Origin of the sequence: Methylohalobius crimeensis 10Ki (assembly GCF_000421465.1) — a bacterium.
Lineage (GTDB): Bacteria > Pseudomonadota > Gammaproteobacteria > Methylococcales > Methylothermaceae > Methylohalobius > Methylohalobius crimeensis.
In genome coordinates this window covers 1,682,336-1,697,714 of sequence record NZ_ATXB01000001.1, presented here as the reverse complement: position 1 = coordinate 1,697,714, position 15,379 = coordinate 1,682,336, and the positions used below count along the sequence as shown (strand labels likewise).

The window sequence follows — 15,379 nt, the reverse complement described above, 5'->3', positions numbered from 1 at the left end:
ATGTCGACGCTCCCATCCCAACCCAATTGCACGGATTTCTTCGACCCCCGAACGATTTCGGTCACGACCGCGCTCAATCGCATTCTCGACCGCCTCCGACCGGTCAAGGGCTGTGAAACCGTTTCTTTGGATATTGCTTTGAATCGCGTCTTGGCCGAACCGTTGGTGTCTTCCTTCGACGTCCCCCTTCATACCAACGCCGCGGTGGACGGTTTCGCCATTCGAAGCCGGGATTTGCCGCCATCCGGCCAAACGGCCGTCTTCCAAGTCATCGGAGAAGCGCTGGCGGGCCACCCTTTTTCCGACGACATCGCCCCCGATCAGTCCGTGGCCATTATGACCGGCGCCCCCCTTCCCGACGAAACGGATACGATCTTAATGCAAGAGCACGTGAAAGCTCTAGAGGGAAATCGAATATTGGTGGGAGACCGTCACCATGCCGGTGAAAATGTGCGCCGGGCCGGCGAAGATATTCGCCAAGGAGAAACCGTCCTGAAACCGGGGAGATTGCTGACGCCTGCCGACTTGGGGTTGATCGCCTCCCTGGGCATCATCGAAATCAAAGTCAAACGCAAACTCAAAATAGCGGTCCTTTCCACGGGAGACGAAATCCTCCCTCAAGGCGTCCCTCGCAAGCCGGGAAAACTTTACGACAGCAACCGTTTCTCGCTCATGGCCGTTTTGCGAAAACTGCCGGTGGAAATTCTCGATTACGGCATCGTTCCGGATGATCCATCCCTTCTCCGCCAAGCCTTTGAGGATGCAATCGATCGCAGCGACGTGATCATCAGTTCCGGCGGCGTCTCGGTGGGTGAGGCCGATTACACCCAAAAAGTTCTCGCGGAACTGGGGACAATCGACTTTTGGAAAGTGGCGATCAAACCGGGGCGCCCCCTCGCCTTCGGCCAACCGGGCAATTCCGCTTTCTTCGGTTTGCCGGGCAACCCGGTGGCGGTGATGGTGACTTATTATCGGTTCGTTTTACCGGCGCTGTATCATATGGCCGGCACCGATTCCCCGCCGTTGATCCCCGCTTTTCCCGCACGCACCGTGGAAGCGCTTCGCAAAAAACCCGGCCGGACCGAATTCCAGCGCGGCATCTTGAGCGTCGACGCGGAAGGCCGCTGGCAAGTCGAAACCACGGGTCAGCAAGGTTCGGGAATCCTCAGCTCCATGAGCCTGGCTAATTGCTTTATCGTGCTGGAGCACGAACGGGCGCGGGTGGAAGCTGGCGAAACGGTCACGGTCTGGCCTTTTTCGGCGCTTATGTAGGAGAGATCAACCCTATTCTTCCAGCGCGCCGGCACTCAACATGATCATTTCGATCTCTTCGGTAATTTCTTCCTGGCGCAGGACGTTGCGGCGAATGGCGAGATTTCGGCAATTCTCATCGAGCCGGTCGATGGCGCCGGAAAGGTGCTGAACGCGCCGCTGGTGCTCGGCCAGCAAGGCTTCGAAAAACATCGTATTGAGCAGCGCAAATAGGTAGTGATCCACCAACCCTTCCAATAATACCCCCGGTTCCAGATACAAGAGAGGTTGCCCGGCTAAAGTTTCGGTTTTGGTCTTCAACTGCTGGAACGGCGGCAAAAGCGAGGTAAGCCGGGAGGAGAAGCTGCCGTCATTGTGACTGTCGCTATGATGCAAACCGAACCAGGCGGCCGGTTGCCCTTCTTTGTCCAAACGATTGATTACCGTCACCACCTCTTGGAGCACCTCGGGTACCTCTTCCGCCACCGTGGCCCCCGCCATGGAGTGAAGCAACCGGGAGTCTCCTCTCAATTGGTCTTCCAGGCGGCTTCCCACCGCCACCAACCGTGCCCGGCAGTGCATTCTCCGGCAGTGGTTCTCCACCGCTTCCAACAGCTTTTCGTTGTAATCGCCGCAGAAACCCCGCTCCGAGCCGATCACCACAAAAGCAATCCGGGTGGGAACGGATTGGGAAAAGTATTCCGGCCAGCCGCTCAAAAAATCCGTCGCCGCCCGTTCGATGGTCGCCACCGCAAGGCGCTGGTAATCCATGAACCGGCCAAGTTTGCGCGTTTCCATGAAGGCCAAATTCTTCATCGCCGCCATAATCTCGCGCATTTCCCCCAGGGCGGTCAGGCGGCTTTCCACCTCACGGCGACGGCTCATGCCAACCACCCCCTGAGATGGTGGAGCCACACTTCGCGATCGGTCTCCAATCCCAAACCGGAAGTTGCCACCGCTTTCTCCAGAGAAGCGATCCGTTCCGGCACCTGGTCCAATGCGATCGAGTCGATTAATCCTTCATTGAAGGCGATCAACCACGCCAGTTGAAATTCGATGGGCAAGGGATGCAAACGCTCTTGCTTCAGGATTTCCCGAAGTATGCGCCCGCGCCGGATCTTCCGCGCCACGCTTTCCTCCAACTTGGCCCCGAAGCGGGTGAAGGCTTCCAAGTCCAGAAACTGCAGATAATCCAGTTTCATTCGCCCTGCCTCGGCTTTGATTTTGGGATGCTGGGCTTTGCCGCCGATCCGGGAGACCGATTTGCCGATGTCGATGGCGGGGCGGAAACCGGCGGCGAACAACTGCTGATCCAGATACACCTGCCCGTCGGTAATGGAGATCAGATTGGTGGGAATGTAGGCGGCGATTTCCCCTTGCTTGGTTTCGACAACGGGGAGCGCCGACATACTCCCCCCTCCGTGGTCGGCATTCAGACGCGTGGACCGTTCCAAAAGGCGCGAATGAAGGTAAAACACATCCCCCGGATAGGCTTCGCGTCCGGGAGGGCGACGCAGGAGCAGGGACAATTCCCGGTAGGTCGCGGCATGGGTGCTGAGATCGTCGTATATCACCAGGGTATCGCGGCCACGTAGCATCCAATATTCGGCGATGGCGCAGCCGGCCATGGGCGCCAAATACTTCAAGCCGGGCAAGGCAAAGGCCTCCCCCACCACCACCACGGTATAGTCCATGGCGTCGAACCGGCGCAGGGTCTCGATGGTGGCGACCACGCTCGAGCGCTTCTGGCCGATCAGCACATAGACACAAAGGACATTTTGATGGCGCTGATGAATCACCGCATCCAGCGCCAGGGAGCTACGCCCGGTCCCCTCGTCGCCGATGATGAGCTGACGCTGACCGCGTCCGAGGGGGATCATGGTGTCGATGCTCTTGCAACCGCTATACAGGGGCGTCTCGACGAAATCCCGCGCGACGATCGGCGGCGACAAAGCGTCCAAGGGCCGACGAGCATGACAAGAAGGGGGCTCCAAGCCGTCCAGGGGATAGCCCAAAGGATCGATCACCCTTCCCAGAAGCGCCTGCCCCACCGGGATACTCAAGATCCTGCCGGCGCGCTGAACCGTGGTCCCGGCGGTCAAACGGTCGCTCTGCTCCAGAAGAATCGCTCCCACCCGATCGGCCCGCAAGTCGAATACCACGCCCCGGCTGCCTTCATCGAACTGGAGAAGATCGTCCAACGCCGCCGACGGCAGCCCCTGAATCCAGGTGATCCCGTCTCCCACCGAGACGACTTCCCCCTGCTCGGTCAGGTGCGGCTCGAATCGGTAACCCTCGAGCCGGTGGCGTAACGTTTCAAATGCGTCCCCGCCGGTGGACCAATCAATGGAATCTTTCATCACCGACGCTCGATTCTTCTCCATGGGCAAAAAATTTCAGCTCGTCGCGCAAATTGGCGCGCAGGATATATGCGCCCAAATCGACGTGTACCCCCGCGAGCAGATCGGTATCGACCGCAAATGTCGCTTCGGGTGCTTCATCCAAGAGCTGCTTCAAAAGGGTATGGATCGTGCGCCGACGGGTTTCTTCCAGAGGGAAAGCCGAGGTCACCGTGACCGGGACGGGATTATTGCGCCAACCTCGACGAAGCGACTCGATTCGATCGCCGGACCAGCTCTCGAGATCTTCCTTGAGAAGCTCTAATAGGCGATCCTGGAGATGCCGGTCGGCCAAACGCTCCAGCAATTTGGCGGTAAAGGAAGCGCCCAGATTCAGGGCTGCACGCTCCAAATGATGGTGCTGTTCCCTTTTTTCCTGCTCCCATAATTTTCGGGCTTTTGCGTGTTCGGCCGCGATCTCCTTTTCCAGCGCTTCGAGACGGCGTTGGCGTTCGCTCGTCAATTCCCGGCCCAAGGATTCGTAATGTTTTTGCTTTTCCTGCTCCCATTCCGCCAACCGGTTCTCGTAACGGGCTTGCATCTCCTCGGCCTCCTGATGCAAACGATCGGCCTCGGCCAACCGTTCTTCGATCGCTTTTCGTCGGCGATCCACGGTTTGGCGTACCGGCCGGTAAAGGAATCGGTGGATCAACCACACCAGGACCAGAAAGTTGACGATCTCCAAAACGAAGGTGGACCAGTTCAATTCCATCCCTTTTATCCCACCACATAACTCAGCAAGGGATTGCGAAACAAAATGATCAGAATGATCACCAGGCAATAAATCGCCAGGGATTCGATCATCGCCAGGCCGATGAACAACATCCGCAGCAGGGATTTCTCCGCCTCCGGCTGTCTGGCCAGCGCATCCAGGGCCTGCCCGATGGCGCGCCCCATGGCCATTCCCGGCCCCAACACGCCGATTCCGATCCCCAACGCCGCCGCCACCGTCGATGCGACGACGATCCAGGTCATATCATTTGTCATTGGCTATCCTCTTTGTCTTGTGGGTGGGACTCGAAACGCCGCGGCGAGGAATGAATCCCTCCGGCGATATACATCAAGGCGAGCATCCCGAAAATGTAAGTCTGCACCAGCGCCTCCACGATATGGAGCATGAGGATCGGCACCGGAACCAGAAATCCGGCCAGCATCAGCACGATCAAGGCCACCAGGTCGAGGCTCATCATATTGCCGAACAACCGCACCGCCAAGGCAACGGTTCGGGTGATTTCACTCACCAAATGAAACGGTAGCAAAAACGGAAACGGCTTTAGATAATGACTCAGATAGCCTTTCCAGCCTTCACTGCGAATGCCGAACCAATGAACCGACAAAAACACCAGCAGCGCCAGGGCCGAAGTAATGGAAAGATCGCGGGTGGGCGAATGGAGCCCCGGAATCAAGCCGATCAGATTGGCCAGAAGCAGAAACCACCAAAGCCCCATGATGAAAGGCCCCACCTGCGCCACATGGGCCGGCAGCACTTGCCGAATCGATGCCTCCATCGCCAGCACGATGCCTTCCACCGAGGTCTGTATCGGCCCGGGATCCTGCTTGAGTCGGCGGGAAAACAACACGCTTCCCAGCCAGATAACGACGGTCAGACCGAAAGCGGTCAGCAGGGTATCGGTCAGCTCCAATGGTCCCAAATGGAATACGACGATCGGGAAGATCTCTCCGTCCCGCACGCTTTATTCTCCCTTGAACAATAGCCAAAGATTGACCAGGCCGAGCACCAAGCCCAGAAAAATCAAACTCAGGGTCCATTGAATCGAATAACCGGGAAGCTTGCTGTCGATCCAATTACCCAAATAAGCACCGGCCACCATGGGCAATACCAACACCAACCCCGCGGTTCCCAGGTAAGCAAGCTGGGCCAAGAGGGTGCGCTCTTCATCCGAGGAGCGGCGAAAGTCGCGTACCTGGCGCCGGACTGCCACCAACCAGTCCCGGTGACGGGGCGCGATCATTTGCTTTCCCTCCCCAACTGCCACAAACGTTTAAACATCGCTTCCTCCATTTTACGCAACGAGGTTTTGATGTCCTTGAACTGGCGTTCCTCTTCGGAAATTTGTGTCTCGAGCGCCTGTTCAATGGTTTCCAGGTTTCGGCCCCGCACAAATTTCCGGCAGCTCAAAAATAATTGGCCTCCGGAGCGGCTGGATTCATCCGGGACGAAATACAATACCGCCCCCGGCAAAGCCAGATATTCCCAGCTTCCCTCCTCGCACCGGAAGCGGGCCAAACCCAATTCCAGCACGGTCAGCATTCGTACATGACCCGGCCAGATGGCGAAGGCGCCGGAGGCGTCCTTGCCCCAGAACGAGACGACGCCCTCGATACGATCGGACTGGGTCGCCCCCTGGAGATGAAGAATGAATGTGAGGCTCATTCGCTCATCGTGCCGCGCATGTAACAATCATCTTCGGATAAATCGTCATATTCGCCGTTCAGAAACGCCTCGCAATCGTTCAAGGTTTTTTCCAACGGCACCGATGCCCCCGGTATACCGGTGAATTGGGCGGTGACATGGAAAGGCTGGGTCAAATAACGCTGCAAGCGCCGCGCCCGATGCACGATTTGCCGGTCTTCCGGGGACAACTCTTCCAATCCGAGCATGGCGATCACATCCTGAAGTTCGGCATAACGGGCCAGATGCTCGCGCACCCCTTCGGCGATGGTGTAATGCCGGTCGCCGAGAAAATGCCGATCCATCATTTTGCTTCCGGAACGCAATGGATCAACCGCCGGATAAAGGCCTTGCGCGGCGATGGCGCGCGATAAAATGACGGTGGTATCCAAGTGGCTCAGGATGGTGCTCACGGCCGGATCGGTCATATCGTCGGCGGGCACGTAAACCGCCTGCACCGAGGTGACCGCCCCTTGGCGGGTGGACAGAATACGCTCCTCGATTTCCGCCACTTCGGTGCCCAAGGTCGGTTGATAGCCCACCGTGGCCGGCATCCTTCCCAGGAGGCTGGAAATCTCGCTACCGGCCTGGACGAAACGAAAAATATTGTCCACCAGGAAAAGGACTTCCTTGTGCAGGCGGTCGCGCAGATATTCGGCATAGGTCAAGGCGGTCAACCCGACGCGGAAACGCACCCCCGGCGATTCGTCCATCTGTCCGAATACCAGAAGGGACTTCTCCATGACTTCCGCCCGCTTCAGCTCCATCCACAGTTCATGACCTTCGCGGATCCTTTCGCCCACCCCGGCGAATACCGAGACCCCTTGATGGAGGGAAATCACCGCGTGCATGAACTCCATGATCAACACCGTCTTGCCCACCCCCGCGCCGCCGAACAAGCCGGTCTTGCCGCCACGCACGAAAGGGCACAACAGATCGATCACCTTGATTCCGGTTTCCAGAATCCCACTGATTCCGACCGCCTCGCTCAGGGGCGCGGGAAGGGAATGGATGTTGCGGTATTCCGTATCCTCCAGGGAAGCGCCGCCATCCAGGGGCTGGCCGAAAACATTCACCAACCGGCCGAGGCAGTGCTCGGTGACCGGGACGTGAAGCGGTGCGCCCGTATCGTACACCGGCATGCCTCTTCTAAGTCCCGAAGTCCGGTGCAAGGTGACGGCGCGGACGTGGGTTTCGTCCAAATGCTGATGGACCTCGAATATATATTCTTCGTGATCGAACGCCGCACTCAGCGCCTGGCGCAAAGCGGGCAGACGTTCGCAAGCGATCACCACCACCGGCCCGTGGACTTCGACGATCGTACCGATCTGACGGTCGCGTTTAGACATGGGAGCAACGGGAAAACATACTAAGGCTCTGGAGCGTCGCAATCCTCAAAAGGTTAGATTACCATGAAGCCATGTCAACCGGTTTACGCCGCACGGCTTTTAGTCTTCTCGTTCTGCTGGCGCTGGCCCTGGTCTTCTGGTACGCCAACCGTCCCCGCCCCATTCCGGTCCGGGTCCATACGGTCGCCTATGGAACGGTGGAAGAAACCGTCGCCAACACGCGCGTGGGCAGCGTCAAGGCTTGCCGGCGCAGCCGCCTTTCTCCCGAAATCGGCGGACAAATCGAACGCCTATGGGTCGAGGAAGGCGATTCGGTCAAGCAGGGTCAGCTCCTTTTGAGTCTGTGGAACCGGGATTTCCAGGCCCAAGTGGCCTTGGCCAAAAACGAAACCGAGGTGGCCCGCGCTTCGGCCGACGCCGCCTGCCTGCGTGCCGAAAACGCCCGTCGCCAAGCCGCCCGCTTGCCTCCCTTGTATAAACGCAACTTGGTCTCCGAAGAGGCGGTGGATCAGGCCGACACCGAAGCCAAGGCCTTGACCGAGGAATGCCGCGCGGCCAAAGCGGCCATCACTGTGCGGGAGGCGCGCCTGGCCTTGGCCGAAGCCCAACTGGCCAAGACGCTTCTTTATGCGCCTTTCGACGGCTTGGTGGCGGAAGTTTACGGCGAGGAAGGCGAATACGCCACCCCCTCGCCGCCCGCCGTTCCCACGCCGCCGGCGGTCGATCTGATCTCCGCGGAATGTTTTTATATCTCGGTCCCCATCGACGAAATCGACAGCGGACACCTGACCCCCGGTCTCGAGGCGCGCATTCACATCGACGCTTTCGGCGAGCGGCAATTTCCGGGCCGCCTCAGGCGCATCGCTCCCTATGTATCGGAAGTGGAAAAGCAAGCCCGCACGGTGGAGGTGGAAGTGGACTTCCTCCAGTCCGAAGACGAAGCGCTGCAACGCCCCGGCTACAGCGCCGACGTGGAAATCATCCTGGCTCGCCGGGGAAACACCTTGCGGATTCCCACCGAGGCGGTCAGGGAAGCCGATCAAGTGTTGGTATTGGAGCAGGATCGCCTGGTGGAACGCCGCCTCGAAACGGGCCTGAGCAATTGGGACTGGACCGAAGTTCGGCAAGGTCTCAGCGCCGGCGAAGAAGTGGTGCTTTCTCTCGATCGAGAAGGTGTGCAGGCCGGCGCCGAAGCCTATGCCGAGGAGAAATAATGCACGACTCGCATCGCCGCCAAGTGATATTACGGGATATCGAACGCACTTTCCAGGTGGGAGAGGCCATCGTCTACGGCCTCCGGAATGTCCATTTGAACATCGCCTCCGGGGAGTATCTTGCGGTGATGGGTCCATCCGGGTCCGGCAAGAGCACCCTCCTCAACGTGCTCGGTCTCCTCGACCGACCCGACCAGGGGAGCTATCGCCTCTCGGGTATCGAAACCACCTCTTTGGACGAAGAAAACCGTGCCCGCTTGCGGCGTGACCAAATCGGCTTCGTATTCCAGGTGTTTCACCTGATCCCGCGCCTGACCGCGGCGGAAAACATCGAGCTTCCCATGACCCTGGCCGGAATACTTCCCTCACAGCGACACCGGCGAGTGACCGAACTGTTGAATGCGCTGGGACTGGCCGATCGCGCCCGCCACCGCCCGGCCGAACTTTCCGGGGGACAGCGCCAGCGGGTGGCCATTGGTCGCGCGGTGGCCATGGAACCCGCCTTGATCCTCGCCGACGAACCCACCGGCAATCTAGATCAGGCTTCCGGTCGGGAAGTGATCGGCGTGCTCGAAAAATTGAACCGGCAGGGATTGACCTTGATCGTGGTCACCCACGACCGAGAATTGGGCGCCCGGGCCGCGCGCCGGATCGAAATGCGCGACGGCGCCATCATTCAGGATGCCAGGCAGTCATGAATTTACCCGACCGGTTTCGTTTCGCTTTCCAGGCGATCGCCGCCAACCCCTTGCGGAGCGGATTGACCTTGTTGGCCATGGGCATCGCTACTTGTGCGGTGATCTTGCTGACCGGCCTGGGCGACAGCACCCGCCGGTACGTGGTGGACCAGTTCGCCGGACTGGGGACCCATTTGCTGATCGTTCTGCCCGGACGCAACGAAACCCGCGGCGGCCCCCCGCCCTTATTGGGGGAAACACCGCGCGATCTGACCCTGGACGACGCCCTCGCTCTGCTCCGAAGCTCCGCCGTCGAGAAGGTCGCACCGATCGTGGTGGGCGCGGCGCCGGTTCAGTACCGGGGCCGCAGCCGGGAGGCCAATATCCTGGGGACCACCTCCCCTTTTTTGGCTATTCGGCATCTGGAGATGGCCCGAGGTCAATTCCTACCCCCGGACGATCCCCATCATGGGCGCCCGGTGGTAGTCCTGGGCCAAACCTTGAGACGAGAGCTGTTCGCGGGTGAATCGGCTTTGGGAAAATGGCTTCGCATCGGCGACCGCCGCTTCCGGGTCATCGGAATCCTCCAAAGCACCGGTCACGCCTTCGGCGAGGAAGTGGACGAGATCGCCCTGATCCCGGCGGCCTCGGCGCAAATGCTGTTCAACACCCCCGGATTATTTCGAATCGTGGCCCAGGCCCAAAGTCGAGCCGCCATTCCCCGGGCCCAACAGGACATCGAAACGATCATCCAAACCCGCCATGAAGGCGAAAAAGACATCACCGTTCTGACTCAGGACGCGATCCTATCCGCCTTCGGACAGATTCTCCAAAGCCTGACCCTGGCGGTGGGCGGAATCGCCGCCATCAGCCTGGTGGTGGCGGGTATCTTGATCATGAACGTGATGCTGGTGGCGGTGGCCCAGCGCACTTCGGAAATCGGTCTGCTCAAAGCATTGGGCGCATCCACCGGCGAGATATTGAAAATTTTTCTCGCCGAAGCGCTGCTGCTTTCCCTTCTGGGCACCGCCTGCGGAACCTTACTTGCGATGGTGGCGCTGGCCGGCCTCGACCGGCTTTGGCCGCAAATCTCCTTCCAGGTGGCGCCCTGGTCGCTGCCCGCCGCAGGCGCGGTGGCCATCGGCACCGGTTTGATCTTCGGTCTCCTGCCGGCGCGCCGCGCCGCCCGCCTGGACCCGGTGGTCGCGCTCCATCCTCACTAGCGAGGTGTTTGCATTGAGCAAATTCAAAGTCTGTTTCAAAACGCGTGCAAGGGTCAAGGTAATCGCGAATGCCATCATCTCCCTTGTATGTTTTGTGTTGCTGGACAGTGGTTGTTTGAGTAGGTTTATGTCTGGCCCGGTGCGGCAGTTCGAAACTCCCTTGGGACACCAAGCCCGTGGGAAAGCGATGAGCGTCGCACCGGTTTTCATGGATAACCCGGACGGTTGCTTGGGCAGATAAGCCCGTATTTTTGCAAGGTTGGGAATCATGAACGAAATGAATGCAGAACAGTTTGTTGGTATTGACGTGTCGAAAGCGACGCTGGATGGGGCGGTCGAGCCTCAAGGTCAGGTATGGCAGGTGGCCTACGATGCCAAGGGGATCGATCAGCTGGTTTTGCAGTTGCAAGAGATCGGGCCGACCTTGATCGTCATCGAGGCCACCGGCGGTTTGGAAACCCAGATTGCGTCTGCCTTGGCGGGTAAGGAATTGCCGGTGGCGGTGGTCAATCCGCGCCAGGTGCGCGACTTTGCCAAGGCCAGTGGCCGGCTGGCCAAGACCGATCGGGTGGATGCCGGGGTGCTGGCGGCGTTTGCCCGGGCCATCCGTCCCCAGGCGCGTCCGCTCAAGGATGCGGACACCCGCGCTTTGGACGATCTGGTGGATCGGCGGCGGCAGTTGATCGGCATCCGGGTTCAAGAGGTCCTCCGATTGAATGGGGCCACGACGAAACCGCTGCAAACCAGTCTGAAAAAGCATATCACCTGGCTGGACAAGCAGATTGACCAGAACGACCGGGACCTGACCCGGCGGTTGCGCGAGTCGGACGCCTGGCGGGCCAAGGACGATCTGCTCAAGAGCATTCCCGGCGTCGGTTCGGTGACCATTGTCACGTTGCTGGCAAAATGCCCGGAGCTGGGCACCCTCAACCGGCGCGAGATTGCCGCGCTGGTCGGCGTGGCGCCGATGGCCAACGACAGTGGCCAGTATCGCGGCAAGCGCTTCATCTGGGGTGGTCGCTCCGAGGTTCGCGCCGTGCTATACATGGCCACGATCTCGGCGATACGCTGTAATGCGGTCATCCGCGCCTTTGCAGAACGCCTCAAAAACGCCGGCAAACCGCCCAAGGTCGTCATCGTCGCCTGCATGAGGAAGTTGCTCACCATCATGAATGCCATGTTGAAAAATAATACCCCTTGGCAGCCACAAAACACTTGACTTTAAACACGGTTGCTCTCCCGCTGGCGGGAGAGGGTTTTCGAACCACCCTCAACCTTGCCTTCTCCCGCCAGCGGGAGAAGGGACTCTATTTGAGTCATTTGGTGCTTCGCCATTTCCGGCTCTTCCCGCAGATGCCGACAAAAGTAAATAATTCCTAATCCATGCGCTTCCCCGATTACCTTCACCTTGTTTCGGCTTCTCTTCGGGCTTACGGAGGCCGCAGCTTTTTGACTGGTCTGGGGATCGCCATCGGCATCGCCACGGTGGTGTTGCTCACCGCCATCGGCGGCGGCGTGCAACGCTTCGTGCTCAATCAATTCACCCAGTTCGGAAGCCATTTGATCGCGGTGACGCCGGGGCGTACCCAAACATTCGGCGTCTCCGGAGGACTGATCGGAACGGTCCGGCCCTTGACGGTGGCCGACGCCGCAGCGATCGGACGGCTTCCCCAAGTGCTGGGCGTGGTGCCGATGGTGATGGGCAACGTGGAGGTCAAGGGTGCCGGACGCAGTCGCCGCACCACCTTGTTCGGGGTGGGTCCCGACCTGCCCCGGGTCTGGCGCCTTCCCCCTACCGCCGGCCGCTTCCTCCCCCCCGGAAACCGCCCGTTCACCACCTTGGGCGCCACCGTCCGTCATGAATTGTTCGACAGCGGATCGGTGCTGGGTCGACGACTGACCATCGCCGGCGAGCGCTACCGTATCATCGGGATGATGACCCCCAAGGGAAGAATGCTCGGCTTCGACCTCGACGACGCGGTGTATGTGCCGGTGGAACGCGCCTTGGGATTGTTCAACCGGGAAGGGGTGATGGAAATCGACATTCTCTATGCCCCCGACGCCGACAGCGCCAAGGTGGCGGAAAAGATACGCGCGCTTTTGCAGCGTCGCCACGGACGCGAGGACTTCACCCTCATCACCCAGGATCAAATGCTGGAGACTTTGGGCTCGGTCTTGGAAGTCCTGACGCTGGCGGTGGGTGCCTTGGGCAGTATCTCCCTGATCGTCGGCGGCATCGGCATTCTCACCATCCAAACGGTCGCGGTCAGCGAACGGCGGGGCGAAATCGGCTTGCTGCGTGCATTGGGCGCCCGCCGCCGGCAGGTCATTTTCCTCTTCCTGGGGGAAGCCCTGCTGCTGGCGCTGCTGGGAGGAATCGCCGGACTGGTCCTGGGCGGGGGCGGCGCCTGGCTGATAGCCCTCTTGATTCCGGAACTGCCCGCCCGCATGCAATGGGATTACGCACTTTTGGCCGAGGCGGTCGCCGTCGCCGTGGGCCTTGCGGGGGGCGCGATTCCCGCCTGGCGGGCGGCAAGACTGGATCCCATCGTGGCGTTGCGCGCGGAATGAAATTGATATTTCTCAATGCCGCGCTTGATCCCGCCCACTACACTCGAAATCAATTTCCATCGAAAGGAGGCTGAATAAGGTGGCTAGCAATCCAAGAAAATCTTCCGAGTCGGTCTCCATGTTCGGGAGCTACCGCCTGTTTCGTCTCTTCGGTTTCGAGGTCAAGTTGGATCTGAGCTGGTTGCTTTTGGCGCTGCTCATTACCTGGACCTTGGCCGCGGGGATGTTTCCCGCCGATTATCCCGACCTTTCCAAAAAAACCTATTGGTGGATGGGCGTCGCCGGCGCGGTGGGCATTTTCTTCTCCATCGTGTTCCACGAACTGTCCCATTCGCTTGTCGCACGGCGCTACGACTTGCCGATCAGGGGGATTACTCTGTTCATCTTCGGCGGAGTCGCGCAAATGGAACACGAGCCTCCCAGCCCCAAGGCGGAATTTTTCATGGCGATCGCAGGTCCCCTGGCAAGTTTTCTGCTCGCGTTTCTTTTCTTCCAACTGGAAACTCTGGCCACTTCGGGAGCGTGGCCGACCGCGATCATCGGAATCGCCCACTACCTGGGGATCGTCAACATGGTGGTCGCGGTGTTCAACCTGGTGCCCGCCTTTCCTCTGGACGGCGGTCGCATGCTGCGCGCCTTGCTATGGCAATGGAAGAAGAATCTGCTGGATGCCACTCGCCTTTCCAGTCAGATCGGCGCCGGATTCGGGCTGGTGTTGATGATTCTGGGCGTTCTGGCCTTCATTCAAGGCAATTTCATCGGCGGCATGTGGTGGTTTTTGATCGGCGCTTTCCTGCGCGGCGCCGCCCGGACCTCATACCAGCAAATGGTTTTGCATGAAATGATTCAAGGGGAACCCGCCAGCCGGTTCATGCGGCGCGAACCGGTCACCGTCCCCCCCTCGATCAATGTGCGGCAATTGCTCGAAGATTACGTCTATCGCTATCATTTCAGGATGTTCCCGGTGGTGGAAGACGCCAAGCTGTTGGGTTGCATCACCCTGGAGGACGTTAAGAAAATACCTTCCGAACAATGGCCGCAAAAACAAGTAAGGGATCTGTCCACCCCCCCCTCGTCCGCCAACACAATCTCCCCCGATATGGATACCGCCAAGTTGTTGTCCGCCATGAATCGACCCGACGCACCCGTGTGTTTCATGGTGGCGGAAGATGAACGCCTGGTGGGCGTCATTTCGCTGCGGGATTTGAGGGAGATCATCGAACTCAAATTGGAGATCGAACAATCCCCCGGCTGAACACGTCTCCTCAACGCCGCCAATACACACGCAAGAGTCCGGCTTCATCGGTGTACTGGATTTCCAACTCCCCCTCGTAGGCACGCTCGATCGCCTCGCCCACGCCGCGCGGAAGATGGATATCGGTAAAGGTGATCACCGTCTCGCCATCCTGATCCTCGATAGCCATCAAGCGTTTCATGGGATGTTGGGCTTTCTGTTCTTCCACCTTATTGTGGACCAGATGGAGGATTTCATCCCGATGGGCATGGAAAAACTCCCCGCCCAAGGTTAAGAACCCCGCCGGCACTTTATCATGGACGCGCAGGCACGCCGGGCATACGGTGTCATGGATACCGGACGGCGGAGTGGATTGCCATTGCCACCTTCCGCCGCTGAATACCACGCCGCATTCCTTGCACACACTGGGCTCGGCCGGCTTGCTGCGCGTCATGTAAGGATCGTGGATCCGCTCCTTGATCAAGCGATCCCGCCGACCTTGCTTTCCGACATCACCTTCTTTTCCACTCATTTTTCACTCCCTCACAGAACCATCACAAAATTTCCCGTCTCAGCCGTCGATCTCAGCGGCTTCGTCCTCTTCCAAACACGCCCCTCAGACATTGGCATTACGCGGTTGATCGACATGCTGACCGGGCGCCAAATCGGTGCGGTCGGCCGTCACCAGACACTTCGGCTTACCGTTTTCGATGTCGAAGGTATTCTTCCAATGAAAGGGATACAAGTTGTCCCCAACGTCTCCGCCTCCGGCTTCCACGTTCTCGATCCTCCAACCGTATTCCAATTCCGAATTATATTGATGCCGGTTGAGCCACGCACCGCATTGATCCTGACGCCATTCGGTCGGATCCCGATCCGGGGTTACCCGGCCCTTTTCCCATACGGCCTGAATCTTGTTTTCGCTATATGCCATTCGTTTTGCCTGCCAGTTAATCCCTGGAAATACAATGATCAATCAGGTTTCTCACCTTATATTCAATCCAAAACGATAAAAGACGTCATTGCGATTCATCAATGAAAATTCCGC

At 59.1% G+C, this 15,379-nt stretch carries 17 protein-coding genes; 7 read left to right on the top strand and 10 right to left on the bottom strand.

Annotated features, from left to right (window positions below):
• A complete protein-coding gene (moeA, locus tag H035_RS0108510; RefSeq protein ID WP_022948564.1) occupies window positions 1–1,272 on the top strand; it encodes a molybdopterin molybdotransferase MoeA in 1,272 nt (423 codons plus the stop codon).
• 12 nt (window positions 1,273–1,284) lie between these two features.
• Here moeA and H035_RS0108505 read toward each other — a convergent pair whose 3' ends face one another.
• From H035_RS0108505 to atpD, 8 genes are read right to left on the bottom strand one after another with little or no spacing between them, the layout of a single operon-like run.
• Complete coding sequence (locus tag H035_RS0108505; RefSeq protein ID WP_022948563.1) at window positions 1,285–2,136, bottom strand: F0F1 ATP synthase subunit gamma; 852 nt, start codon at window positions 2,134–2,136, stop codon at window positions 1,285–1,287.
• The gene (locus H035_RS0108500) at window positions 2,133–3,611 is read right to left on the bottom strand and encodes a F0F1 ATP synthase subunit alpha (RefSeq protein ID WP_022948562.1); all 1,479 of its coding nucleotides are present in this window, start codon (window positions 3,609–3,611) and stop codon (window positions 2,133–2,135) included. Before H035_RS0108500 ends, H035_RS0108505 begins: the two co-directional genes overlap by 4 nt.
• Window positions 3,595–4,362, bottom strand: a complete 768-nt coding sequence (locus H035_RS0108495) for a F0F1 ATP synthase subunit delta (RefSeq protein ID WP_022948561.1) — start codon at window positions 4,360–4,362, stop codon at window positions 3,595–3,597. The genes H035_RS0108500 and H035_RS0108495 overlap by 17 nt, the downstream gene beginning before the upstream one ends.
• Window positions 4,363–4,367: 5 nt before the next feature.
• Window positions 4,368–4,637 (bottom strand): F0F1 ATP synthase subunit C, encoded by a 270-nt coding sequence (locus tag H035_RS0108490; RefSeq protein ID WP_022948560.1) that lies wholly within the window; start codon window positions 4,635–4,637, stop codon window positions 4,368–4,370.
• Window positions 4,634–5,341, bottom strand: coding sequence for a F0F1 ATP synthase subunit A (locus tag H035_RS0108485; RefSeq protein ID WP_022948559.1), 708 nt, complete (start codon window positions 5,339–5,341; stop codon window positions 4,634–4,636). The genes H035_RS0108490 and H035_RS0108485 overlap by 4 nt, the downstream gene beginning before the upstream one ends.
• Before the next feature lie 3 nt (window positions 5,342–5,344).
• The gene (locus H035_RS0108480; protein WP_022948558.1) at window positions 5,345–5,623 is read right to left on the bottom strand and encodes an AtpZ/AtpI family protein; all 279 of its coding nucleotides are present in this window, start codon (window positions 5,621–5,623) and stop codon (window positions 5,345–5,347) included.
• Window positions 5,620–6,045 carry an ATP synthase F0F1 subunit epsilon gene (locus tag H035_RS0108475; RefSeq protein ID WP_022948557.1) on the bottom strand — a complete coding sequence of 142 codons (426 nt, stop codon included), beginning with the start codon at window positions 6,043–6,045 and terminating at the stop codon, window positions 5,620–5,622. Before H035_RS0108475 ends, H035_RS0108480 begins: the two co-directional genes overlap by 4 nt.
• Window positions 6,042–7,412, bottom strand: a complete 1,371-nt coding sequence (gene atpD, locus H035_RS0108470; protein ID WP_022948556.1) for a F0F1 ATP synthase subunit beta — start codon at window positions 7,410–7,412, stop codon at window positions 6,042–6,044. Before atpD ends, H035_RS0108475 begins: the two co-directional genes overlap by 4 nt.
• A gap of 71 nt (window positions 7,413–7,483) precedes the next feature.
• Here atpD and H035_RS0108465 point away from each other — a divergent pair, with 71 nt between their 5' ends.
• From H035_RS0108465 to H035_RS0108435, 6 genes are all read left to right on the top strand, one after another.
• Window positions 7,484–8,626: an efflux RND transporter periplasmic adaptor subunit gene (locus tag H035_RS0108465; RefSeq protein ID WP_022948555.1), complete on the top strand. Its 1,143-nt coding sequence runs from the start codon at window positions 7,484–7,486 to the stop codon at window positions 8,624–8,626.
• Window positions 8,626–9,324, top strand: coding sequence for an ABC transporter ATP-binding protein (locus H035_RS0108460; RefSeq protein WP_022948554.1), 699 nt, complete (start codon window positions 8,626–8,628; stop codon window positions 9,322–9,324). Before H035_RS0108465 ends, H035_RS0108460 begins: the two co-directional genes overlap by 1 nt.
• Window positions 9,321–10,526 carry an ABC transporter permease gene (locus H035_RS0108455; protein ID WP_022948553.1) on the top strand — a complete coding sequence of 402 codons (1,206 nt, stop codon included), beginning with the start codon at window positions 9,321–9,323 and terminating at the stop codon, window positions 10,524–10,526. Before H035_RS0108460 ends, H035_RS0108455 begins: the two co-directional genes overlap by 4 nt.
• A 277-nt stretch (window positions 10,527–10,803) precedes the next feature.
• Entirely contained in the window at window positions 10,804–11,745 is a 942-nt protein-coding gene (locus tag H035_RS0108450) for an IS110 family RNA-guided transposase (RefSeq protein ID WP_026596270.1), read from the top strand.
• A 230-nt stretch (window positions 11,746–11,975) separates the two neighbouring features.
• Window positions 11,976–13,097: an ABC transporter permease gene (locus H035_RS0108440; RefSeq protein WP_235044560.1), complete on the top strand. Its 1,122-nt coding sequence runs from the start codon at window positions 11,976–11,978 to the stop codon at window positions 13,095–13,097.
• A gap of 79 nt (window positions 13,098–13,176) precedes the next feature.
• Entirely contained in the window at window positions 13,177–14,352 is a 1,176-nt protein-coding gene (locus tag H035_RS0108435; protein ID WP_200861536.1) for a site-2 protease family protein, read from the top strand.
• A 10-nt stretch (window positions 14,353–14,362) separates the two neighbouring features.
• Here the strand turns inward: H035_RS0108435 and H035_RS0108430 are convergent, their stop codons facing one another.
• Together H035_RS0108430 and H035_RS18885 are read right to left on the bottom strand one after the other, a co-directional pair.
• A complete protein-coding gene (locus H035_RS0108430; protein ID WP_022948549.1) occupies window positions 14,363–14,863 on the bottom strand; it encodes a BCAM0308 family protein in 501 nt (166 codons plus the stop codon).
• A gap of 84 nt (window positions 14,864–14,947) precedes the next feature.
• A complete protein-coding gene (locus tag H035_RS18885; protein ID WP_022948548.1) occupies window positions 14,948–15,265 on the bottom strand; it encodes a hypothetical protein in 318 nt (105 codons plus the stop codon).
• Between the last annotated feature and the right edge of the window lie 114 nt (window positions 15,266–15,379).

What these genes read in the sequence shown, in the direction of transcription:
- H035_RS0108455 (WP_022948553.1), top strand. Translation starts at nt 9,321, where the DNA reads ATGAATTTACCCGACCGGTTTCGTTTCGCTTTCCAGGCGATCGCCGCC.
- moeA (WP_022948564.1), top strand. Translation starts at nt 1, where the DNA reads ATGTCGACGCTCCCATCCCAACCCAATTGCACGGATTTCTTCGACCCC.
- H035_RS0108495 (WP_022948561.1), bottom strand. Translation starts at nt 4,362, where the DNA reads ATGGAATTGAACTGGTCCACCTTCGTTTTGGAGATCGTCAACTTTCTG.
- H035_RS0108460 (WP_022948554.1), top strand. Translation starts at nt 8,626, where the DNA reads ATGCACGACTCGCATCGCCGCCAAGTGATATTACGGGATATCGAACGC.
- H035_RS0108465 (WP_022948555.1), top strand. Translation starts at nt 7,484, where the DNA reads ATGTCAACCGGTTTACGCCGCACGGCTTTTAGTCTTCTCGTTCTGCTG.
- H035_RS0108490 (WP_022948560.1), bottom strand. Translation starts at nt 4,637, where the DNA reads ATGACAAATGATATGACCTGGATCGTCGTCGCATCGACGGTGGCGGCG.
- H035_RS18885 (WP_022948548.1), bottom strand. Translation starts at nt 15,265, where the DNA reads ATGGCATATAGCGAAAACAAGATTCAGGCCGTATGGGAAAAGGGCCGG.
- H035_RS0108480 (WP_022948558.1), bottom strand. Translation starts at nt 5,623, where the DNA reads ATGATCGCGCCCCGTCACCGGGACTGGTTGGTGGCAGTCCGGCGCCAG.
- H035_RS0108505 (WP_022948563.1), bottom strand. Translation starts at nt 2,136, where the DNA reads ATGAGCCGTCGCCGTGAGGTGGAAAGCCGCCTGACCGCCCTGGGGGAA.
- H035_RS0108475 (WP_022948557.1), bottom strand. Translation starts at nt 6,045, where the DNA reads ATGAGCCTCACATTCATTCTTCATCTCCAGGGGGCGACCCAGTCCGAT.
- H035_RS0108430 (WP_022948549.1), bottom strand. Translation starts at nt 14,863, where the DNA reads ATGAGTGGAAAAGAAGGTGATGTCGGAAAGCAAGGTCGGCGGGATCGC.
- H035_RS0108450 (WP_026596270.1), top strand. Translation starts at nt 10,804, where the DNA reads ATGAATGCAGAACAGTTTGTTGGTATTGACGTGTCGAAAGCGACGCTG.
- atpD (WP_022948556.1), bottom strand. Translation starts at nt 7,412, where the DNA reads ATGTCTAAACGCGACCGTCAGATCGGTACGATCGTCGAAGTCCACGGG.
- H035_RS0108500 (WP_022948562.1), bottom strand. Translation starts at nt 3,611, where the DNA reads ATGAAAGATTCCATTGATTGGTCCACCGGCGGGGACGCATTTGAAACG.